We start from the raw sequence: 21,755 nt of genomic DNA on the forward strand, positions 1-21,755 counted from the left end.
TCAACCTTCATGTTCGTGGGTCACGGCGGCGGGCTTCTTGCCGGATGCGCGCCATGCCGAGATGCGTTCCTGGATGCTCATCACGAACACGTAGAAAACCGGAACGAAGAAAATGGCCAGCACGGTGGCGGTCACCATGCCGCCGAACACGCCGGTGCCGATCGCGTGCTGCGTTTCGGCGCTGGCGCCGGTCGCGATCATCAGCGGGACGACGCCGAGGCCGAACGCGAGCGAGGTCATCAGGATCGGGCGCAGACGCAGCCTGGATGCCTGCACGGCCGACTCGATCAGCCCCATGCCTTCCTCGCGCAACTGCTTCGCGACTTCCACGATCAGGATCGCGTTCTTCGCCGACAGGCCGATCACGGTGATCATCCCGACCTTGAAGAACACGTCGTTCGGCATCCCGCGCAGCATCACCGCGCCGAGTGCGCCGATCAGGCCGAGCGGCACCACCAGCATCACCGACAGCGGAATCGTCCAGCTCTCGTAGAGCGCCGCGAGCACCAGGAACACGACGACCATCGACAGCGCCATCAGCATCGGCGCCTGAGAAGCCGACTCACGCTCCTGCAGCGACTGGCCGGTCCACGCCACCGTGAAGCCCGGCGGCAACTGCGCGGCCAGATGCTCCATCTCGGCCATGGCCGCACCGCTGGAGTAGCCGGGGGCCGAGCCGCCGGAGATCCGGGCGGACGGGTAACCCTGGAAGCGCACCAGCTGCAGCGGGGTTTCCGACCAGACCGGGCGCACCACTTCGGACAGCGGCACCATGCCGCCGGTCGCGTTGCGCACGTAGAGCTTCATCACGTTCTCGATCTGCATGCGGGCCGGCGCATCCGCCTGGATGATCACCTGCTGCATGCGGCCCGCGTTCGGGAAGTCGTTCACGTAGGTCGAACCCATCGCGGCCGACAGCGTGTCGCTGATGGTCGTGAACGACACGCCGAGCGCTTCGGCCTTCTCGCGGTCGATATCCAGCTTCACGCTCGTGCCGGCCGGCAGGCTGTCCGGATAGACGCCGGTCACCACCTTGCTTTGCGCGGCCAGTTCGAGCAGCTTGGCTTCAGCCGCCTTGAGCGCCGCGTAGCCCTGGTTTGCACGATCCTGCAGGCGCATCGTGAAGCCCGAGCTGGTGCCCAGCCCGTCGATCGCGGGCGGCAACAGGCTCATGACCGTGCCTTCCGTCACGCCGCCCATCGCGGCCTGCGCGCGCATCGCTTCGTCCATCGCGTTTGCCCCTTCACGCTTGTCCCAGTCCTTGAGCACCGCATAGTTCAGTGCCGCGTTGGAGCCGAGGCCCGAGAAGCCGTAGCCGATGATGGAGATGCTCGACTCGATGCCCGGACGCGATGCGAGATGCTTCTCGAGGGTCTTGACCACGTCGCCCGTGCGCTCGACGGTCGAATCCGACGGGAGCAGGAAGCCGGTCATGAAGTAGCCCTGGTCTTCCTCGGGCAGGAACGACGACGGCAGCATGCGGAAGCCGAACACCAGCGCGGTGGAAATCGCGACGAACAGCAGCATCACGCGGCCCGTGCGGCCGACCAGCTTGCCGACGCGCGTTTCGTACCAGCTCGTCATGCGGTCGAAGCGGCGGTTGAACCAGCCGAAGAAGCCGCGCTTCTCGTGGTGGCCATGCTCGATCGGCTTGAGCATCGTCGCGCACAGGGCCGGCGTCAGCGTCAGCGCGAGCAGGGCCGAGAACAGGATCGACACGGCCATCGACATCGTGAACTGCTGATAGATCACGCCGACCGAACCGCTCGACATCGCCATCGGCAGGAACACGGCCGTCAGCACCAGCGTGATGCCGATGATGGCGCCGGTGATTTCCTTCATGGCCTTGATCGTCGCGTCCTTCGGCGACAGGCCTTCTTCCACCATCAGGCGTTCGACGTTCTCCACGACGACGATTGCATCGTCGACGATGATGCCGATCGCGAGCACCATGCCGAACATCGTCAGCACGTTGATCGAGAAGCCTGTCATCAGCATGACCGTGAAGGTGCCGAGCATCGCCACCGGCGCGACGATCGCCGGAATCAGCGTGTAGCGCACGTTCTGCAGGAACAGGTACATCACCAGGAACACGAGCACCATCGCTTCGATCAGCGTGTGAATCACCTTCTCGATCGAGATCTTCACGAACGGCGCGGTGTCGAACGGGATCGAGTAGGTCATGCCGGACGGCATCGTCTTGGCGATCATGTCCAGTTGCTCGCGCACGGCCTCGGCGGTCTTCACCGCGTTGGCGCCCGGCGCCAGCTGCACGCCGGCGAAGGTCGCGGGTTTGCCGTTCTCGCTGTTGACGAAGGTGAACGACTGCGGGCCCAGTTCGACCCGCGCGACGTCGCCGAGCACGACCTTCGAGCCGTTCGCGTTCGCGCGCAGCACGATCTTCGCGAACTGCTCGGGCGACGTGAGCTGGCCTTGCGCGGTGAGCGGCACGGTGACGCGCTGGCCCGGCAGCGCGGGCGCCGCACCGAGGCTGCCCGGGGCGATCTGCACGTTCTGCTGGCTGACGGCGGTCGTCAGGTCGTTCATCGACAGGCCGTAGGTGATCAGCTTCTGCGGATCGACCCAGATGCGCATTGCCTGCTCGGAGCCGAACAGCTGCACCTTGCCGACGCCTTCGACACGGCGCAGGTCCTCGACGACGTTGCGCGCCATGTAGTCGGCCAGCGCGTTTTCGTCGTAGCGGCCGCTGTCCGACTTCAGGCCGACGAACAACAGGAAGCCCGTGGAGGCAGACTCGACGATCACGCCGTTTTGCCGCACGACGGGCGGCAGGCGCGGCTCGACCGACTTGAGCTTGTTCTGCACCTCGACCTGCGCCATCGCCGAATCGGTACCGGGCTTGAAGGTCGCGGTGATCTTCGCCTGGCCGGACGTATCCGACGCCGATTCGAAGTACAGCAGGTTGCGGACGCCGGACAGCTCGCGCTCGATGAGGCTCAGCACGCTGTCGGTCATCGTCTGCGGCGTGGCGCCCGGGTAGGTGGCGGTAATGGTGACGGTCGGCGGCGCGACCGACGGATAGCGCGCAACCGGCAGTTCGGGGATGGCGATCAGGCCCAGCAGGATGATGAAGAGGGCGATCACCCACGCGAAGACCGGGCGCCGGATGAAGAATTGGGACATGACTGGATGCTCCCCGTGACTCAGTGCGACGAAGCGGTCTTGACCGCTTCAGGCGCCTTCCATGCGGTCGCCGTCACGGTCGCGCCGTCGCTCAGGCGCTCCATGCCTTCGACGACGACCTTCTGGCCCGCCTGCAGACCCGACTTGACGCGATAGCTGCGGTTCGTCAGCTCGCCCACTTCGATGGCTTTCAGGTGCGCCTGGCTCTTCGCGTCGAGCACCCAGACCTGCGGCTTGCCGCCCGCGCGGACGATCGCCTGTTGCGGCACGGTCAGTGCGTTCTCGAAGTGCCCACGCGGGATGCGGGCACGCACGTACATGCCCGGCAGCAGCTCGCGCTTCGGGTTGTCGACCAGCACGCGCAGCAGCACGTCGCCGGTGCCCGGGTCGACGTTGACGCCCGAGAACAGCATGCGGCCCTTCACGTCGTAGCGCGAGTCGTCGTCGCGCAGCACGTCGACCGGCAGCCCGTTGCCCGCGGTGTCCGGCTGGGCCGCGAGCGCGCCGCGCAGCGATTCGAGCGATGCGGCCGGCTGGCGCACGTCCACATAGACCTGGTCGATCTGCTGGATGCGTGCCATCGGCTGGCTGTCGCTGCTCGCGACGAGCGCACCCTCGGTCACGAGGGCCTGGTCGATGCGGCCCGTGATCGGCGCCTCGACGGTCGCGAACTTCAGGTCGAGCTGGCGGCGTGCGAGCGTCGCGCGCGCCTGCGCGACGTCGGCGGCCGCCTGGTCGCGTTGCGACACCGAGTCGTCGTAGACCTGGCGGCTGATCGCGTCGGCCTCGACCAGCGGTTTAAGCCGGGTGGTCTGCACCTTGGCCCGCGCGAGCGCGGCTTCCGCGCGTTGCAGGGCCGCCGCGGCCGTGTCCATGTCGGCCTTGAACGGCGCCGGGTTGATCTGGAACAGCGGCTGGCCGGCACGGACTTCCGTGCCCTGCTCGAACAGCCGCCGCTGCACGATGCCGCTGACCTGCGGCCGGATCTCGGCGATCCGGACGGCCGCGACGCGGCCCGGCAGGTCTTCGGTCAGGTCGAGGGGGGCGCCTGCCAGCGTCATCGCCGCAACCGGGGTGGCCGGCGCGGCGGCCTGCTGTTCGGTGGGCCCGCAGCCCGCCAGCATCGCCGCCACCAGCGCGCACACGGCGCCGTAGCAGGCTCGTTTCTGATTTTTCATGTGGACTCCATGGGACGCAGGCACCCAGTGGCCCGCATTTTCGGATCGAAGTGTGCGTGCGCCCGATGGAGTTTTTTGTGCGGAAAGATGGAGGTTTGATGGAGGGGGTGAAAGATTCGCGGAAGGGCGATCCGGACGCGGGACGAGCCGGAAGATGACGGGCGCCGGGGCGGCCTGGCGCTATCCGGAAGCGGGGTGAGCGGCGCGGGCATCCCGGAATGACGCAATCATCTGATGAAATGCCGGTGGCCGTGCGTGCCGTCGGCATGCCCGGGGGAATGCTATTGCGAGGTTCGCTTCGGCGGGGGGCGGCGCGGGCATGGATCAGGGCCGCCGCGCCTCCCGTTCCGCCGCAGCGGCGGCCGGGGGCGCGAGCAGGCGGGGCGGCGGCCCGGCGCACAAGGCGCGTCGACCGCTCGCCGGGAGATTTACCGTGGGTCGGTATCGGCGGTGCGCTGCGTGGTGGACGGCAGGTCCTTCCGGCTCGGCGCGGCCACGCGCACCGATGCGGGGCTGTCGGGCCAGCGCAACGCGAACGACGTGCCGCCGCGCGCGGTTGGGCGACACGATGCCTCTCCGTCGTGCGCCTGCGCAATGGCCGCCACCACGGCCAGCCCCAGGCCGCTGCCGCCCTTCTGGTCGGAATGCGTATCGTCCACGCGCCGGAAGGCATCGAAGATCCGGGCCGCGCAATCGGCGGGGATGCCCGGACCCTCGTCTTCGACCACCAGCTGGCACGCCCCGTTTTCGACCCGTGTGTGAATGCGGATCGCACCGGGCACCGCATAGCGCCGTGCATTTTCCAGCAGGGCGAGCAGCGCCTGGCGCATCCGGAACGCGTCGCAGCGCACGGGCCGCGTATCGAGATCGAGCACCATGTGTTGACCGGCCGCGGCCAGCGAATCCTCGAACATGTCGACGACCGCCTTGACGTGCATCGCCAGGTCGGTCTCCTGGATGCTGACGCTCAGATGCCCGCTTTCGGCGAGGCTGATCACGCGGAGATCCTCGATCAGGCGCGTCAATCCTTCCGCCTGGGTCAACAGGCTTCGGAACAGCGCCTCGCCCGGCTGGAAGACGCCTTCGGCCAGACCCTGCAACCGCCCGCGCAGGACCGTGACCGGCGTACGCAGTTCATGCGCGATCGCGGCGTTCCAGAATGCCTGCTCGTCCGTCATGCGCTGCAGCTGGGCGGCGAGCGCATTGAAGTCGTCCGCGATCAGCGCGGCTTCGCGAATCGATCGATCGCCGGCGACGGCGCGCGCGGTCAGGTCGCCCCTGGCGACGCGACGAATGCTGTCGGCGACCGAGTTGAGCGGCACCAGGATCCGATGCGCGAGCCGGGTCGACACGACAATGGCGAGTATCAGGCCGATCAGGAGCGTGATGCCCAGGCATATCCACTCGGGGGTGGACGGAATCCAGCTTGCCTGGTGGCAGAACTCGCCCCAGTGCCGGAGCATCACGTAGTAGAACACATAGGTCATCAGCACGACGATCAGCATGATGCCGAGCGCCAGCTCCGCCATCGACACCGCAATCTTGCGGCCCAGACCACTGAGTTTCATTTCGTGCTCCCAAGCGTGGCGTTGCGTCGATTCACGACGGGAAGGTTGCGTGGCGTGATTGCCGTGGTGTCGGGGGAGAAGGATGATCGGGGCGGGTGAGCGGCGGGCCGATCAGGGCCGGCCGAAGCGGTGCGGAAGGTCGCGGCGTGCGTCGGTGCGTCGAGGGTTCCGGTGGCACGGATGCCGGAGGTGCCATGTGGCCCAGGACCGGAAAAGGTCCGGCTTGTGTCAACGGGATCGCTCCCGGCCGGCAGAGACTGCGGCCGAACAGCTCGATTAGTGCGGGACAGTATGGATTCTTGAGGCATGGTGTCCGCTTTGGATTCTGCTGGTGCTCCATCGAGTCGCAATGTTACCGCACGAAACGAGCTACCCGATGACACGACGGGTCGGCATGCACCGGAAGGTGTGCGGTGGTGATGTCGTCGCGCGGTACGCGTCGGTATAGGGGGGACGCAGGGTCCGACATCGCCGGAATGGCAATTCGGCTGTTGGTGCTCAACCCGCTTGCGCCGATGCATACAGGCGGAGACGACGCCACGAGGGTTGCCGCCGCCTCGGCATAGGGGCTGTCGCCCACGGTATGCAAAGCGGACGGGAATGGTCGGAAGTCCCGCTGGGGTGCTTCAGGGCGATGGCGGTCGCCCGTCATCCCACAAAGGAATGAATGGCGTGGACGTCTCCTGGAGACGATCGCCGCGCGGTTCTTTGCGGTCGTCTTCGTTCCGGGATTCGTTCAGGAACGCGAAGTCTGGGCGAATGCAAGCGAGACCGCCGTCATCCGCGTGTTGCGGTGGCGGACGATGTGATCGAGTCTGCAATTGCCGGGGCGTACGGGCAAGCGCGTGCAAACGGGCGCGATGGTCGCCGGACAACGGATCGACGGCAACATGGAGGCGCGGCCGGGCATCGATCACGGGCATGCGCGGTATGCACATTGAACCGGCACGAGCCTGTCAGATTTTTAGTGTGCCGAGGTCATGAGACGATAACGGAAATAACGTCCTATGACCGATGTAACAGTGACCAAGAAGAGCAAGAACCCGAAGGCGCCGAAGCTGTTCCCCGATGAGCTAATCGATCAACTGCTTGCCCAGGTACAGAGCAAGGACGCCGAGTCGATCCTGGGCGAATCGGGCCTGGCCGGCCAGCTCAAGAAGCAGCTGGCCGAGCGCATGCTTGCAGCCGAGTTGAGCCACCATCTCGAAGCCGAGGCCGAGCAAGGCAAGGCCGGCAACCACCGCAACGGCACCAGCCCCAAGACGGTCCTGACGCCCAACGGCGAGCTGAAGCTGGATATTCCGCGCGATCGGCAGGCGACGTTCGAGCCGCAATTGGTCGGCAAGTATCAACGCCGGCTGCCTGGCTTCGACGACCACGTCATCAGCATGTATGCGCGCGGCATGAGCGTGCGCGAGATTCAGGGCCATCTGCTGGAACTGTACGGACTGCAGGTGTCGCCCGACCTAATTTCGACAGTCACCGACGAGGTGCTGGCCGACGTCGAGCAATGGCAGCAACGCCCGCTCGAGGCCATGTATCCGATCGTGTACTTTGACGCGCTGCGACTGAAGATACGCGACGAAGGCACGGTCAAGAACAAAGCGGTCTATCTGGCGCTGGGCATCCGCGCCGACGGCCGCAAGGAAGTACTGGGTTTGTGGATCGAGCAAACCGAAGGCGCCAAGTTCTGGCTGAAGGTCTTCAACGAGCTGAAGAACCGCGGTTTGCACGACATCCTGATCGCGGTGGTCGACGGTTTGCGCGGCTTTCCCGAAGCGATCGAGGCGGTCTATCCGGCCGCCCAGATCCAGACCTGCATCGTGCATCTGATCCGCAATTCGCTGAATCTGGCGAGCTGGAAGGACCGCAAGCCATTGGCCGCCGCGATCAAGCCGATCTACCAGGCCGCCACGGCCGAGGCGGCGGCAGCGGCGCTGGATGCCTTTGCGCAAAGCGAGTGGGGCCGCAAATTCCCCACCGTCGCGGCCATGTGGCAGCGCCAATGGGAGCAGGTAATACCCTTCTTCGCCTATCCGCCCGAGGTGCGTCGAATCGTATATACGACCAACGCCATCGAGAGCATGCACATGCAGTTGCGCAAGATCGTAAAGAATCGCGGCCACTTCCCGAGCGACGAAGCCGCCAGCAAACTGCTGTTTCTTGCCTTGCGCAACATCGAAAAGGATTGGAAGATGCCGCCTATCACCTGGCGGCAAGCAGTCAATCAGTTCGCCATTCTGTTCGGCGAGCGATTCACCTCCGCCATCAGCTGAGATTTTTAACCGGCCTCAGCACACGAAATTCCTGACACGTCCACCGGCACCTTGCTCCACGCCGCCCGCTCCCATAACCGACAACCTTTGTGCGGTCCCATGAACGGCTGCCATCGACGATGTCGACAACGGGAGTGGCGCAAGCATGCGACGCGAGGATGTCGACCTGGTCTATCCGGCCTCGACCGAGGCAGCCTCACCCCGCACCTTCGCCGCCCGCAGATACCGATCGCGATCGGCCAGCCAGTCTTTCCGCTCGCCGCGCCAGCCCACCGCGTGAATGCGGTCCATCCGGCGAGCGGCCACGGTGGCCGCGCAGGCCAGGCCGGAAAGCGGGATATCGAGCAGGCGCCAGTGGCCGGCATGCGGCGTATCGACCTCGCGGAATGCCCGCGCGAGCGGCGCCAGCGAATCGAGCGTCGCGCCGTGTCCGTTTCCGCACGCATTCGAGAGGCTGTCCAGCCGAAGCTGGTCGCGCGATACCGGATCGGCGAGCGCGCTGGTCTGCGCCATGCCCAGCCCGATCGGGCCACGCGCGATCGCGATGACGATCCAGATCCCTGCATGACCGACGACGACGTCGAGCCCGTCCAGCAAGTCGCAGCCCGCGACTGCGATATGGTTGGCATCGCGGTCGATCAGCGTCAGCTCGTCGGCCGCGCGGCCGGCCAGCGTCCCCAGGATCGCGCGCAGCGCCGACCGGCCGATCGCGAAGCGGCGGCCGTGCACGCGATTCGGATGCGTGCGGGCACGCCGCAGTTCCGTCTTCGACAGGTAGAGATAGCCGCGCTCGCTGGTGACGAGCTGCCATTCGCCGCGCAGCCGCCACAACAGGATTTCGCCGGGATCGGGGAGCCGCGATGGACATGACGCCAGCGTGTGCGAGCCGGTGATCGTCAGGGTGGGATAGCGCATGCCGGCCCTCGTGTCGGGGGTGAATTCAACGTGGCGTGGCGCACCGGCCGCGTCATGCCGGTTGTCCTGCCTGCCGTGCATCCTTCCCCGAAGGTTGCCGCGTGAGCCGCGCGGCGAGCGAGACGGCTTGCTCGAACGACGCCACCGCATGATGCGGAATCCCGAATGCCTTGACGGCGACTTCACCCTGCGCGGCCACTTCCGCGCGCCGGCCGGGATCGGGTTCGACGCTGACGAGCGCCTTGCAGACGGCGCCCAGCGCCGCCTTGTTCTGCTTGAGCCAGACCGCGCGATGCTTGCGGTCGTCGTGGCTCTCGTCGGTATCGAGTTCGACGTAGACGATCACGAACGGCTCGCCGTGGCGCATCAGCGTGTCGATCTCGCCTTCCCAGCGGAGCGCATAGCCCGGCGTCGCGTGTTCGGCGCGAAACACGCAGACCGGAAAGAGATGGATGTCGTGTAACGCGAAATCATTCGGATTGAGAGCGGGCATCGGGATGTCTCCGGTGGATGAGCGACGCCGAAGCGTCGGGGTAGCCGTGCGGCGTCAATCAATGCGCGTTCGCTGGCGGCGCGCCGGCCTGCGCGACCGGCGGCGCGTCGCGCCAGCCGACGCCGAGCGACTTGTAGAGCGCGATCGCGCCTTGCACCTGCGCGAGCCGGCTGAGTGCGAGCGCATCGCGAGCGCGGTACGTCGCGCGCTGCGCCGTCAGCACCGACAGGTATTCGCCGAGGCCGTTGCGGTACAGCCGCGTCGCGCGCGACTGCGCATCCTGGCTGCTGTCGACGGCCGCGGCGAGCATGGCCTGCTGGTCGCGCGCGGCGCCGATCGCCACCAGCGCGTCCTCGACATCGCGAAACGCGCCGCGGATGCGCTGCTCGTACGCGAGCCGCGCGGCTTCGGCGGCCGCGCGTGCGGCGTCGACGCCGGCTTTCGCGCGGCCGCCGTCATACAGCGTCTGCGTGCCGTCGAGCGCGACCGACCATGCGACGCTCGCGCCCGAGAACAGGTCCTGCACGAGGCTCGCCGTCGTGCCGAGGCTCAACGGAATCGCGAAATGCGGAAACTGCTCGGCGCGCGCGACGCCGATCTGCGCGGTCGCGGCGGCCAGCCGCCGTTCGGCGGCGCGGATGTCGGGGCGCTCGCGGATCACGTCCGACGGCAACGTGACGGGCAGCGCGGGCGCGACCGGCAGCGTCGCGCCGGGCGCGCTCAGCGTGTCGCGCAGCGTTTCCGGAAAACCGCCGACGAGCACGCCGATCGCATGCGCGAGCCGCGCGACGTCCTGATGCAGCGGCGGCAACGTCGCCTGCGCGAGCTGCAACTCGGCCCGCGCCTGCGCGACCGCGAACGACGTGCCGAGGCCGCGCCGGTTCGACTGCTCGGTCAGCCGCAGCGTGGCGTCGAGGCTCGCGACGTTGTCCGTCGCGATCCGCAGCCGCTCCTGGGTCGCGCGCAGTTCCGCGTAATCCGACGCGAGTTCGGCCAGCAGGCTCACGAGGATCGCGTGGCGATCATCGTCGAGCGCATCGATCTGCGCATCGGCCGATTCGACCGCGCGTCGCGTGCCGCCGAACAGGTCGAGTTCCCACGACGCATCGAAGCCGAGCCGGTAGGTGCGCGACTGGCCGATGCCGGGCGGCCAGTCGAGCGCCCGCGACGAACGGATCGCATCGGCGTTCCCGCCCGCCGTCACGGTCGGGCCGAGGCTGCTCGCGATCTGGGCGCGTTCGGCGCGCGCCTGTAGCAACCGCTGGCGCGCGATCGCGAGATCCTGGTTGCGCGCGATCGCTTGTTCGACCAGCGCATCGAGCTGCGCGTCACCGAACGTGCGCCACCAGTCCTGCAACTGCGCGGGATCGGCGGCCACCGTGTCGCGCGACGCGATCCAGCCAGGGGGATGCGTGGGTTGCGGCGCCACGTAATCGGGGCCGACCGTCGTGCATGCGGCCAGCGCACACGTGCAGGCCGCGATGACGGTGCGCGCGTAGCGTGTCGCACGCAGTGGAGGAAGCGGGCATCGCATCGTCGCCCCCTTCACATCCACGCGTGCAGCCACGACGCGAGCCGGCCGCGCGGCGTGCGTTCGCGCCCGCGTTCGCCCACTTCGACGCTGCACGTCATGCCTGCCGCCAGCAGCACGCCGGCGGGCACCCGGTCGATCTCGATGCGCACCGGAATGCGCTGCGCGAGCCGCACCCAGCTGAAGGTCGGATTGACGGCCGGCAGGCCGAGTTCGTCGAGCGTGCCGTTCTCGTCCGCGATGCCGCGGCCGATGCTCGTCACGTGCCCGCTCAGCAGCGGATCGAAGCCCATCAGCCGGATCGTTGCGGGCGCACCCGTCGCGATGCGGCGCAGCTTGGTTTCCTCGAAATAGCCGGTGATCCAGAAGCTGTGCGCGTCGAGCACCGAGATCCCGGGCTTGCCTTCGACCGCGTAGTCGCCATGACGCAGGCGCAGCTGCGTCACGTAGCCGTCGACCGGCGAGCGCAGCGTCGTGCGCTCGAGGTCGAGCTTCGCGACGTCGAGCGCGGCCAGCGCCTTGCGGTGCTCGGCCTGCGCGATCGACACCGCGCGGCTCGAGCGCTGGATGTCCTCGCGCGGCACGAGATCGTCGAGGCCGGTGCGCCGCTGCGCTTCGTCGCGCTTCTGGCGCATCGACTCGGCGGTCGCGGCGACCTGCGCTTCGGCCTGTTCCACCGCCAGCGCGAAGCGTTGCGGATCGATCCGGTACAGCACGTCGCCTTTCGCGACGCGCTGGTTGTCGACCACCGCGACGTCGACGACGGTGCCCGACACTTCGGGCGCGATCCGCACGACGTGCGCGCTGACACGCGCGTCGCGCGTCCACGGCGCGAGGACGTACGCATGCCAGAGCGCGGCGACCAGCACGATCGCGACGGCCACCGTGGCGAGTGTCAGCAGGGTTCGGGTGAGGGGTTTGAGCGACATGACGCGATACGTTCCGACGGAAGGCTAGAAATAGAGGGTCAGCGTGGCGACCAGCACGAGCGAAATCGCGAACTCGAACAGCGCCGGATGCCACACGCGGCGCAGCACGCCGAGCCGGGCGAGCAGCGCGCGCACGGCCATGTAGAGCGGCACGGTTGCGCACGCATAGACGAAAAAGGGCGGCAGGTAGATGCCGGCCAGCGGGAATTCACTGAGCATCGCGGGCGCGCTCCGGAACGGCGGTGAAATAGGCGGCGTAGGTGTGCAGCAGCACGTACACGTCGGCGAACGCGGCCATCACCCACTTCAGTTCGGTGTTGCCCGGCTGCGCGGCGGCGAGGCCGGCGAGCGCGTGCGCGGCGCGCCGTGCATGCCGGGCCGCACGCGCCGGGGCGGTCGCGTGCCGCGCGAGGCCGGCGAGCCCGGCGCGTACGCGGCGCTGCGCGATGTCGGGCAGGCCGTCGCGTGCGATGCCGCGACGAATCCGTAGCAACTCCTTGCCGACGTGCAGCGCCGCGAGTGCCTCGATGCTCGCCTGCGTCATCGCGGCCGGCTGGCCCGCGAGCAGCGCGCCGAGCTGCGCGATGCGGTGCTGCTGGCGCTGCTGCCAGCCCGCCGCCGTGACGCGCTTGCCGGCCATGAGCGCGAGCGTGTCGTCGCGGATCATGCGGTGTAGCCGCGTGGCGTCGGTGGCCAGGTTGCGCGGCAGGATCAACCGGAACGTGAGCAGCGTGAGGAAGGTGGCGAGCACCCACGCGACCGACTGGTTCAGGAACAACGCGACGTCGGGGCGGAACGGATTGGTCGCGCTGGTCAGCGTGTTGAACGCGACGAGATACGCGAGCCCCGCGAGCGCGGTCTTCGGCACGCTCGTCGCATAGATGCCCGGCATCCAGAACAGTGCGAGCGCGACGACGAGCAGCGGAAAGCCTTCGATGCGCGGCAGGATGCCGAACGCGCACACGAACGCGGCCGGCACGGCCAGCACCGTGCCCTTGATGAACGCCTGCGCGCCAGCGGCCGGGTTGCCGGCGGTCGCGAGCAGCGCGCAGTACGGCGCGACGACGAGCAGCATCATGTCGCCCTGGTTCCAGCCGGTGGCGAGCCAGAACGCACCGGAGATCGCGATCGCGCAGGCCGAGCGCACGCCGTTGCGCAGGGCCGCGCCCGTGTCGCGGTAAAAGCGCACTCGTGCGGGCCGGTAGCCCGGGCGCGGGCGCTGCAATTCGACGAGGCCGTCGAGCGCCGCGCAATAGTCGTCGATCTGTTCGATCAGTCGCTCGCCGGCGATCAATAACGCCGCTTCGTCGCGCGGATCGCCTAGCGCGATACCGTCGAGCGCGACACGGAGGCGTTCGCGCGCATCGGCCAGCAGCGCAAGCGCGTGCGCCCCACCGCCGGGGCCTTCACCCAACGCGTCGGCGGCGGCCTGCCACGCGGCCGCGAGACGCGGCTGCAGCGACGCGACCGCTTGCGCGCCGGGGCTGTCGGCCGGCAGCGGCGGCGTGCCGCCCGCGAGCGCGCCGAACAGCGACACCATCCCGTGCCGCACGGCGGCCGCGCGCTGCGCGAGATCCTCCGATTCGGCCTTGCCGAGCGCGAGCAGATCGTCGATGCCGTAGATGCCGGCGAACAGCGCATGTCGCTTGTCGTCGGCGGGCGCCGCCGCGAGGCCGTTGCGCTGCGCGGCGATGACCCGCGCGACGTCGGCCGTGACGCGCGTCACCAGCGCTTCGAGTTTCGCGTGCACGTCGCGCGTGCCGAGCAGCATCGACACGAGGCTCAGGCACAGCACGCCGATCGCGACCGTCGAGCCGCGCCCGATCACGTGCTCGAAGGTCAGCTCGGGATGCTGCATCGCGCCGTAGGTCGCGAGGCCGATCGTGTAGCCGGCCACCACGGTGCCCGACGCGCGGAAGTGTCGCAGCAGCGTCATGCCGGCAACGCAGACGCCGAGCCAGAACGCGAAGCCGAGGATGAACAGCAGCGGCTGCTGTGCGAAGCAGCCCATCAGCACGAACGCGACGACCATCCCCGCGATCGTGCCGACCACGCGCCACACGCCCTTGCCGATCACCGCGCCCTGCACGGGATTGATCACGAGCAGCACCGTCGACGCCGCCGAGTAGGGCGTTTCCAGTTCGAGCAGGTACGCGACGCCGAGCGCGAGCGCGGCGGCGATGACCGAGCGCGCGACATACGCGCCGCGCGGCGTGAAGATGTCGATGCGCGCGATCAGCGCCGCGGCCGCGCGATTCAGGCGGCGGGGCGGCGCCGCGACGGCGCGGGTCTGATCGGCTGCGTCATGCACTGCGCTTGCTCCATGAGAAAGGACGAAGCCAGTCTACGGTCGAGCGATGCATGCGGAACAGTGACGTCTTTGCACTCGACGAGTGCGTACGACGCATGCGTCATGCGTGCGCCGGATGCAGCGCCGGCTGGCCGGTGCACAGCCCGCGCACGACACGCCGCAGCCACTGGTGCGCGGGGTCGCTCTGGAAGCGCGGATGCCACGCCTGCGTGATCAGCACGGTTTCGAGCGGCACCGGCAGTTCGAACGCGCGCACGCCGAGCCCGGCCCGCACCGCGCCGCGCGCGAGATGCTCGGGCAGCGGCAGGATCAGGTCCGACGCCTGCAGCGTGAAGATCGCCGCGTACGGGGTCGGTACGACGAGCAGCACATGCCGCGCGAGGCCGCGAGCGGCGAGCGCGTCGTCGATCGGGCCCGCCGACTTGCCGCGCCGCGAGACGCCGACATGCGGCCAGCGCGCGAAGCGCTCGGGCGTGATGTCGTCGTCGAAGATCGGGTGGTCGTCGCGCGCGAGGCCGACGAAGGTCGTCGTGAACAGCGGTTGCACGCGAATCTCCGGCCCCAGGCGGCGCGACGCACTGATGAACAGGTCGATGCGGCCGCTGCGCAGCGCGTCGTCATCGATGTCGTCTTCCTCGGGCATGAAGCGCAGCATCGCGCGCGGCATCCCGCGCGCCATCTCCTCGAGCAGGCGGCTGCTATGGAGGCCGACGAAGATGTCGTTGGCGCGCACGTTGAACTGCTTGTCGAGCGTGCCGAGATCGATTTCCGCGGACGGGGCGAGCAATTGCGACGCGCGCTCCACGGTTTCGCGGACGACGCCGCGCAGTTCGAGCGCGCGCGGCGTCGGCACCATCTTGCGGCCGGCCTGCACGAAGATCGGATCACCGACCGTTTCGCGGATGCGCGCGAGCGTGCGGCTCATCGCGGGCGGGCTGAGGTTCATGCGGCGTGCGGCGCCGACGACGCTACCCTCTTCGAGCAGCGCGTCGAGTGAAATCAGCAGGTTCAGGTCGGGTGCCATCGGCTTCTCCGTGTCATCGCGTGCATGCGGCGCAATGGTAGTGCGGGATACGCGCGCGCAGCGTGACTGCAGCGCACGCAACGATTGCGCGCGGCATCACGTATGACGCACGCATCGGGGTGTCATTGGCTGGTACCGGCATCGGGCGGCAGCGAGCGGACGGCGGCGAACGCGCCGTTCACGTACATCAGCGGGTTCACGTCGTCGGACATCGCGACGCGCGTGACCCGTCCGACCAGGATCGAATGCGAGCCCACTTCGACCTGTTCGAGCGTGTCGCAGAAGAACGACGTCTGCGCGTTCTCGAGGTAGGGCAGGCCGGTCGCCGCGTCGGTGCGCCACGCGTCGTGCGCGAAACGCGTATCGGAGCCCGTCGTGCTGCACGCGAGGGCGAGCGGCACGTGGCAGCTGCGCAGCGCGTTCACGCAGAAGCGCCGGCGGCCGGTGATCGACGCGTGAATGCTGGCGCGCCGGTTGATGCACACCAGCACGGTCGGCGGATCGAGCGCGACGGAGGTGAACGAGCTGGCGGTCAGCGCGCACGGGGCGGCTGCCACGCCGTCGCCGCCGGTCGTGACGATCGTGACGGTGGCGGCCACGCCGCGCATCGCCTGTTTCAGTTGCTGCGCAATGTCCACGGTGTTCATCATGATGCGGTCCTGTCACGAGGAGCCCCGGTGCCGCGCGGCTAGCGCCACACGGCACCGGGGCGGGCGTCAAAGCTGGTACGCGTCGGCCCAGGTCCAGTGGTAGGACTTGAAGTCGGCGCGGCGCGACTTGAGCTCGGCGTCGCGCGCCTGTTGCTCGGGGCCGTCGGGCAAGTGGAACACGCCGCCGTTGCCGGCCGACGCGAGCTGGATCCGCGCGCTGCGATCGATTCGCAAGCGCTGGTACTCGACCAGCGCGGCGCCGAGGGCTTCCTTCGACGCGAGCCCCGTCACGCACCGGCCGAGCACCACTGCGTCCTCGAGCGCCTGCGCGGCGCCCTGCGACTGGTACGGCAGCATCGGATGGCACGCGTCGCCGAGCAGGCATACGGTGTCCCACACCCAGCGCGTGAGCGGCTGGCGGTCGTGCAGCGACCAGCGGCTCAGGTCCGACGCGCAGCGGATCAGCCCGACGAGGCGCGGGTCCCAGCCGTCGAGCTCGGCCTCAAGCGTCGCGCGGTCGCCCTTGCTGCTCCACGATTCGCGCGTGCTGCCGTCGCCGGGCACGATCACGACGAGGTTCAGCAGCCGTCGATCGCGCACCCAGTAATGGATCGCGTGCCGGCCGGGCCCGAGCCAGATCGTCACCTGCGGCTCCTTGACGATGTCGAACACGGGCGAGTGCGGATCGATCGCGTCGACGTCGATCAGCGCGCGATACGCGTCGTCGCCGCTGTAGTGCGGCGCGTCGTCGCCGAGCAGCGCATGGCGCAGCGTCGAGTGAATGCCGTCGGCCGCGACGACGAGATCCGCGCGCCAGCGCGTGCCCGCCGCATCGACGAGCGTCGCGCCGTCCGGCCCGCACGCGTCGAGCCCGCGCACCGCGATGCCGCCGAGCACGGCGACGGGCGGGCCGGCCGTGTACGGGTCGCGCACGGCGTCGAGCAGCGCGGCATGCAGGTCGGCGCGATGCGCGTTCCAGTACGGTGCGTTGAAGGCGGCCTCGACGTCGTCACCGAGCGGGAAGGAACCGAGCAGGCTGCCGTCCTGCCAGCGGCGGCGGATCGTCGCGGTCGGGGCGACGGCGGCCAGCCGCTGCCGGTCGAGCACGCCGAGCGCACGCAGCGCGCGCGTGGCGTTCGGCACGACCTGCAGCCCCGCGCCGACTTCGCGGAACGCCCGGCTTTGCTCGAGGACGGTGACCCGATGGCCGGCGCGGCGCAGCGCGAGCGCGGCGGCCAGGCCGCCGATGCCGGCGCCGACGACGATCGTGTCGAGTGACAGGGAGGGTGTCATGGGCGAATCCGCCGTGGGTCCGGAAGGGATCGGCATGGCGTCATAGTCCCGGCAGCACGTCGCGGGCGAACACCTCCAGGTTGTTGCTCATCAGCTCGTACGGCTGCGCGCCATAGTCGATGTGCCACAGGATCGCGTCGAGCCCGAGATCGGCTTCCAGTGCGCGAATGCGCTGGCGCACGGTATCGGGCGTGCCGAGCACGGCGGTCGCGTCGAGGTCGGCCGTGTCCATGCCGCCCATCTTGTTCTTCATCGCCTCGTTGTAGCCCTGGTAGGCCGACGACTGCACCTGCTCCCACGACTTCGCGGCTTCCGCGAAATAACGCCAGTGATGACGCAGGCGCGGCTCCGCGAGCGCCAGCGCGTGCGCGTCCGACGTGCCGATCATCAGCGGGATGCTGATCGCGACCTGCGGCCGGCGGCCGGTGTGGCCGTGATGGCGCTCGAACGTCTCGCGATAAAGCGCCACCATGTCCTGCGTCTTCGCGAGCGCGTCCTTGCGCGGCGGCGCGGCCATCAGCAGGTTGAAGCCGCGTTCGCCGATCCACTCGAAGCTGGACGGCGTGAGCAGCGCGGCGACCCAGACCGGCGGGCGTGGCTGCTGCGTCGGGCGCGGCAGCGATTGCACGTCGCGGTAGCGGAAGAACGGCGTGTCCTCGCTGACCGATTCTTCGGCAAGCAGGCGCACCGTCGCGTCGATCGTCTGCTGGAAGCGCGCCTTGCTCGAATCGAGATCGATGCCGAACGCATCGAATTCGTACGGCAGGAAGGCGCGCGCGAAGCCCAGTTCGAGCCGCCCGTTCGAGATCGCGTCGAGCTGTGCGGCCTCGGCCGCGAGCTGGATCGGATGATGGAACGACGCCTGGATGCCGCCCGTCATCAGGCGGATCGATTGCGTCTGCGCGGCCGCGGCCGCGAGGAACATCAGCGGCGACGGGCTGTAGCCGCCATACGACTTCAGGTAGTGCTCGGTCATCTTCACGTACGTGTAGCCGAGCCGGTCCCCCAGCGCGCTGAGCTTCAGCGCGTTCGCATAGTAGTCGGCCGCCGGGCGGTCGGCCGGGCCGGTATCGGGCAAAAAGGACACGCCGAACTTCATAGACACCTCACAGGTTGATGTGCTGCCGTTGTCTGCAAAGGGGGAACCGATGCCGCGTCGAATGCGTCCCCCGGTCGGGAAACAGGTCGCTCGCAATGTACTTGCAAGGATGATCCAATCATAGGATGATTGGGTCTATGCAAGTCTTACACGATGCAAGATTTGCCGCAAGCGTTGCTCGGTTGTTGCTCCAGTTCCGCCCGCAAGCGGGCACCCCGGGGGCAGGCTGAAGTCGCACGGGCCGGCCTCTCCATTTCTGGCGAGGAATCAAGGATGAATGCTCTTCTATCGGTTTCTGGCAAGGCGCTCAGGATGCGGCGGGTGGTGCGTGCCGCGTCGGGCAAGTGTCTGATGGTGCCGCTCGACCATTCGCTCGCGGACGGGCCCATCGCCCATCCGCAGCAGTTGCGGCAACTGGTGGGCGACATCGCCGCGCACGGCGGCGACGCGATCGTCGTGCATCGCGGCCGCGCACGCTTCCTGTCTCCCGACGTGCTGAGCGATCTCGCGCTCGTCGTGCACCTGAACGGCTGCACGCGCTATGCGGAGGACGTGAACGCGAAGACGCTGTTCGCGAGCGTCGAGGATGCGCTGGCGAGCGGCGCGGACGCGGTCAGCGTGCACGTGAATCTCGGCTCGAAGACGGAAAACCAGCAACTGCTCGACCTGAGCCGCATCGCGACCGAGTGCGCGCGCTGGTCGTTGCCGCTGCTCGCGATGATCTATCCGCGCGGCCCGGGCCTCGGCGATCGTCCGCAAACCGAACTGATTGCGCACGCGGCGAACGTCGCGGCGGATCTCGGCGCCGACATCGTCAAGCTGCCCTACAGCGGCGACGCCGCGAGCATGGCCGACATCATCGCCGGCTCGTCGCTGCCGGTGCTGGTCGCGGGCGGCGCGAAGCTGCCGGAAGACGAGTTCGTCGCGTTCACGTCGCGCGTGATGAACGCGGGTGCGCTCGGCATCGCAGCCGGTCGCAACGTGTTCGCCGCGCCGAAGGCCGCACCGCTGATCCGCCGCCTGTCCGATGCCGTGCACGGCGTCGAGCGGCGCGCCGCGCCCCTGGCCGCCTGATCAGGTGCGCCGGGCCGTCGCGCCCGGTTTCTTCCGACCATCGAGGGTTTCCATGCATCGCTATCCGTGGATCGACCTGCGCGCGCTCGGCGCGCAGGCAGGCACCGTCGCGGCCGACGCAGCGAGGGCCGGCGCGTGCCGCTTCGTGGTGGCCGAGGCCGGGCGCGACACGTGTGCGCCTGGCGCGGCGGCGCAACTGTCCGTATCGACGCCGGGCGTCGCCACGCTGGTCGACGACCTGCATGCGCCGCTCGCAGGCGTTCGCGTGAGGATCGACGGCGCGGCCGATTTCGACGCCGCGCGCACCGCGATCGCGCGGCACGCGCTCGTCCTGATCGACTACGCGCTCGCGACCACGGTCCCGCTCGAGCGCCTGCTCGCGGGTGTCCGCGAGGCCGCGTGCCGCATTGTCGTGTCGCTGGCCGATCCGCACGGCGCGGCCTACCTCACGCGCAAGCATGCGCAGTCGCCGGTCGACATTGCGTTCGCACCGCGCGATGCCGCCGCGTTGCGCAGCGTGCTGGCCGTGTGCGGCGAGCTGCGCGCGCGCGAGCCGCTGAAGCTGAAAACATTCGAGGTGCAGCGCGTGGAGCCGCTCGGCGTCGGGCTGCATGCGGTGATCGACGGCTGTTCGCAGCTGGACGGCGAAGAGTGCGTGCTGGCCGGCGCGAGCGCGACCAGCATGCTGCTCGTCGTCGCGGCCGGTGCCGCACACCCGCCGGGCCGGCCGCTCACGTTCGGCATCGACGCGGGCTCGGCCGAATCGTTCGTGTTCTGCGGCGGCGACCGCGCGCGCCAGCTTTCGCTGCTGCGTTCCGGCGAGCGGATCCTGACGGTCGGCGCCGCGGGCGACACGCGTGCGATCGTGGTCGGCCGCGTGCGGATCGAATCCGCGCCGCTCGTCGCGCTGCACGCGCGCAGCGCCTCCGGCGCGAGCACGCGCGTCGTGATGCGCGGCGACCGCGCAATACGGTTCCGGACCGACGACGGCGCGCGCGTCGGTCTCGCCGATGTCGCGCCCGGCGTCCGGCTTGCCGGCTACGAACCGGGCGCCGGCTGGGTGGATTGCCGGATGAGGGCCGCCGCGTCGCGTTCGGTCGTTTCCGTCAGCCGCTAGTTTCATCCTGTCATTCAACCTGCGTTATCCCCTTCGAAGGAGATTGGCCTTGAAGAAGCTTTCCTGGATTGACCTGCGCAACATCGGCGAGCTCGCGGACGAGATCACCGAGGAAGCGCTGCATGTCGGCGTGTCCGCATTCGTCGTGAAGGATGTGGAGCAGGCCGGGCGGCTGCCGCCGAGCGCGTGCAAGGTCGCGGTCGTCGATCGGCAGCCGGCCGATGCCGCGCTACTAGAGCAGGTGCAGATCATCCTCGTGAAGGATGGCCTGCCGGTCGATTTCGCGGTGCCGGACGGCGTCGAACTCGGCGTGTTCATCGAGGTGACGGGCGAGGCGACGCTCGCGCGCGCATGCGAGCTGTCGACCACGACGCCGTGGCTGCTCGTCGAATTCCTGCAGGACCCGAGCAAGATCCCGCTCGAGATCCTGCTGGCCGCTGCCGATCAGGCGACAGGCGAGCTGATCACGGTCGTCGCCGACCTGGAGGATGCGGAGGTGACGCTGAACGTGCTGCAGCGCGGCCCCGAAGGTGTGCTGCTCACGCCGACGCAGGTCGGGCAGGCGACGCAGCTCGTGTCGATCTGCAGCGACACGGTCGAGGATCTGCAGCTCGAGGAAATCGAGATCGTCGGGCTCACGCACCTCGGGCCGGGCGAACGGGTATGCGTCGACACCTGCTCGCGCTTCGAGCAGGACGAGGGCATCCTCGTCGGCTCGTATTCGACCGGCATGATCCTCATCAGCAGTGAGACGCACCCGCTGCCGTACATGCCGACGCGCCCGTTTCGCGTGAACGCGGCCGCGCTCCATTCGTACGTCGTTGCGCCGGACAACCGCACGCGCTATCTCGCCGAGCTCGAATCGGGTGCGGAGATCCTCGCCGTCAACGTGCAGGGCAAGGCGCGCCGCGTCGTGGTCGGGCGCGCGAAGGTCGAGACACGGCCGCTGCTGCTGATCGAGGCGAAGAATGCCGCCAATCGCGCGATCAACATCATCGCGCAGGACGACTGGCACGTGCGCGTGCTGGGGCCGAAAGGCAGCGTGCACAACATCACGGAGCTCAAGCGCGGCGACCGCATCCTCGGCTACACGCTCGATGCGCAGCGCCACGTCGGCTATCCGATCCGGGAATTCCTGCACGAGCAGTGATCC

The 21,755-nt window shown here is 68.7% G+C and carries 17 protein-coding genes; 4 read left to right on the forward strand and 13 right to left on the reverse strand.

What is annotated here, in order from left to right:
- From CFB50_RS36745 to CFB50_RS36755, 3 genes are all read right to left on the reverse strand, one after another.
- Complete coding sequence (locus CFB50_RS36745) at positions 1-3,144, reverse strand: multidrug efflux RND transporter permease subunit (RefSeq protein ID WP_089449285.1); 3,144 nt, start codon at positions 3,142-3,144, stop codon at positions 1-3.
- 20 nt (positions 3,145-3,164) lie between these two features.
- Positions 3,165-4,322, reverse strand: a complete 1,158-nt coding sequence (locus CFB50_RS36750; protein WP_089449286.1) for an efflux RND transporter periplasmic adaptor subunit — start codon at positions 4,320-4,322, stop codon at positions 3,165-3,167.
- Positions 4,323-4,750: 428 nt separating this feature from the next.
- A complete protein-coding gene (locus CFB50_RS36755) occupies positions 4,751-5,890 on the reverse strand; it encodes an ATP-binding protein (protein WP_089449287.1) in 1,140 nt (379 codons plus the stop codon).
- A gap of 1,007 nt (positions 5,891-6,897) precedes the next feature.
- Between CFB50_RS36755 and CFB50_RS36760 the strand changes: the two genes are divergently transcribed.
- The gene (locus CFB50_RS36760) at positions 6,898-8,166 is read left to right on the forward strand and encodes an IS256 family transposase (protein ID WP_089445088.1); all 1,269 of its coding nucleotides are present in this window, start codon (positions 6,898-6,900) and stop codon (positions 8,164-8,166) included.
- Between the two features lie 171 nt (positions 8,167-8,337).
- Here CFB50_RS36760 and CFB50_RS36765 read toward each other — a convergent pair whose 3' ends face one another.
- The 10 genes from CFB50_RS36765 to CFB50_RS36810 form a co-directional block, all read right to left on the reverse strand.
- Entirely contained in the window at positions 8,338-9,162 is an 825-nt protein-coding gene (locus tag CFB50_RS36765; protein WP_144020757.1) for a hypothetical protein, read from the reverse strand.
- Positions 9,134-9,574: a hypothetical protein gene (locus CFB50_RS36770; RefSeq protein WP_089449289.1), complete on the reverse strand. Its 441-nt coding sequence runs from the start codon at positions 9,572-9,574 to the stop codon at positions 9,134-9,136. Before CFB50_RS36770 ends, CFB50_RS36765 begins: the two co-directional genes overlap by 29 nt.
- Before the next feature lie 58 nt (positions 9,575-9,632).
- Positions 9,633-11,108: an efflux transporter outer membrane subunit gene (locus tag CFB50_RS36775; RefSeq protein WP_089449556.1), complete on the reverse strand. Its 1,476-nt coding sequence runs from the start codon at positions 11,106-11,108 to the stop codon at positions 9,633-9,635.
- Between the two features lie 11 nt (positions 11,109-11,119).
- The gene (locus CFB50_RS36780) at positions 11,120-12,034 is read right to left on the reverse strand and encodes a biotin/lipoyl-binding protein (protein ID WP_069250160.1); all 915 of its coding nucleotides are present in this window, start codon (positions 12,032-12,034) and stop codon (positions 11,120-11,122) included.
- A 24-nt stretch (positions 12,035-12,058) separates the two neighbouring features.
- A complete protein-coding gene (locus CFB50_RS36785; protein WP_089449290.1) occupies positions 12,059-12,253 on the reverse strand; it encodes a DUF1656 domain-containing protein in 195 nt (64 codons plus the stop codon).
- The gene (locus CFB50_RS36790) at positions 12,243-14,345 is read right to left on the reverse strand and encodes an FUSC family protein (RefSeq protein WP_089449291.1); all 2,103 of its coding nucleotides are present in this window, start codon (positions 14,343-14,345) and stop codon (positions 12,243-12,245) included. The genes CFB50_RS36785 and CFB50_RS36790 overlap by 11 nt, the downstream gene beginning before the upstream one ends.
- A gap of 100 nt (positions 14,346-14,445) precedes the next feature.
- Positions 14,446-15,369 carry a LysR family transcriptional regulator gene (locus tag CFB50_RS36795; protein WP_069250163.1) on the reverse strand — a complete coding sequence of 308 codons (924 nt, stop codon included), beginning with the start codon at positions 15,367-15,369 and terminating at the stop codon, positions 14,446-14,448.
- Between the two features lie 122 nt (positions 15,370-15,491).
- Entirely contained in the window at positions 15,492-16,019 is a 528-nt protein-coding gene (locus CFB50_RS36800) for a flavin reductase family protein (RefSeq protein ID WP_069250164.1), read from the reverse strand.
- A gap of 66 nt (positions 16,020-16,085) precedes the next feature.
- Entirely contained in the window at positions 16,086-17,312 is a 1,227-nt protein-coding gene (locus tag CFB50_RS36805) for an FAD-dependent monooxygenase (protein WP_089449292.1), read from the reverse strand.
- A gap of 40 nt (positions 17,313-17,352) precedes the next feature.
- A complete protein-coding gene (locus CFB50_RS36810; RefSeq protein WP_256979413.1) occupies positions 17,353-18,399 on the reverse strand; it encodes an LLM class flavin-dependent oxidoreductase in 1,047 nt (348 codons plus the stop codon).
- A gap of 285 nt (positions 18,400-18,684) precedes the next feature.
- Here CFB50_RS36810 and CFB50_RS36815 point away from each other — a divergent pair, with 285 nt between their 5' ends.
- The 3 genes from CFB50_RS36815 to CFB50_RS36825 are packed head-to-tail and all read left to right on the forward strand — an operon-like array spanning position 18,685 to position 21,752.
- Positions 18,685-19,485, forward strand: a complete 801-nt coding sequence (locus CFB50_RS36815) for a 2-amino-3,7-dideoxy-D-threo-hept-6-ulosonate synthase (protein WP_083266007.1) — start codon at positions 18,685-18,687, stop codon at positions 19,483-19,485.
- Between the two features lie 52 nt (positions 19,486-19,537).
- The gene (locus CFB50_RS36820; RefSeq protein ID WP_089449294.1) at positions 19,538-20,602 is read left to right on the forward strand and encodes a 3-dehydroquinate synthase II family protein; all 1,065 of its coding nucleotides are present in this window, start codon (positions 19,538-19,540) and stop codon (positions 20,600-20,602) included.
- Positions 20,603-20,651: 49 nt separating this feature from the next.
- On the forward strand, positions 20,652-21,752 hold the full coding sequence (locus tag CFB50_RS36825) for a 3-dehydroquinate synthase II family protein (RefSeq protein WP_089449295.1): 1,101 nt from the start codon (positions 20,652-20,654) through the stop codon (positions 21,750-21,752).
- Positions 21,753-21,755 lie beyond the last annotated feature (3 nt).

The organism is Burkholderia sp. AU33423, from assembly GCF_002223135.1.
Classification (GTDB): domain Bacteria; phylum Pseudomonadota; class Gammaproteobacteria; order Burkholderiales; family Burkholderiaceae; genus Burkholderia; species Burkholderia lata_D.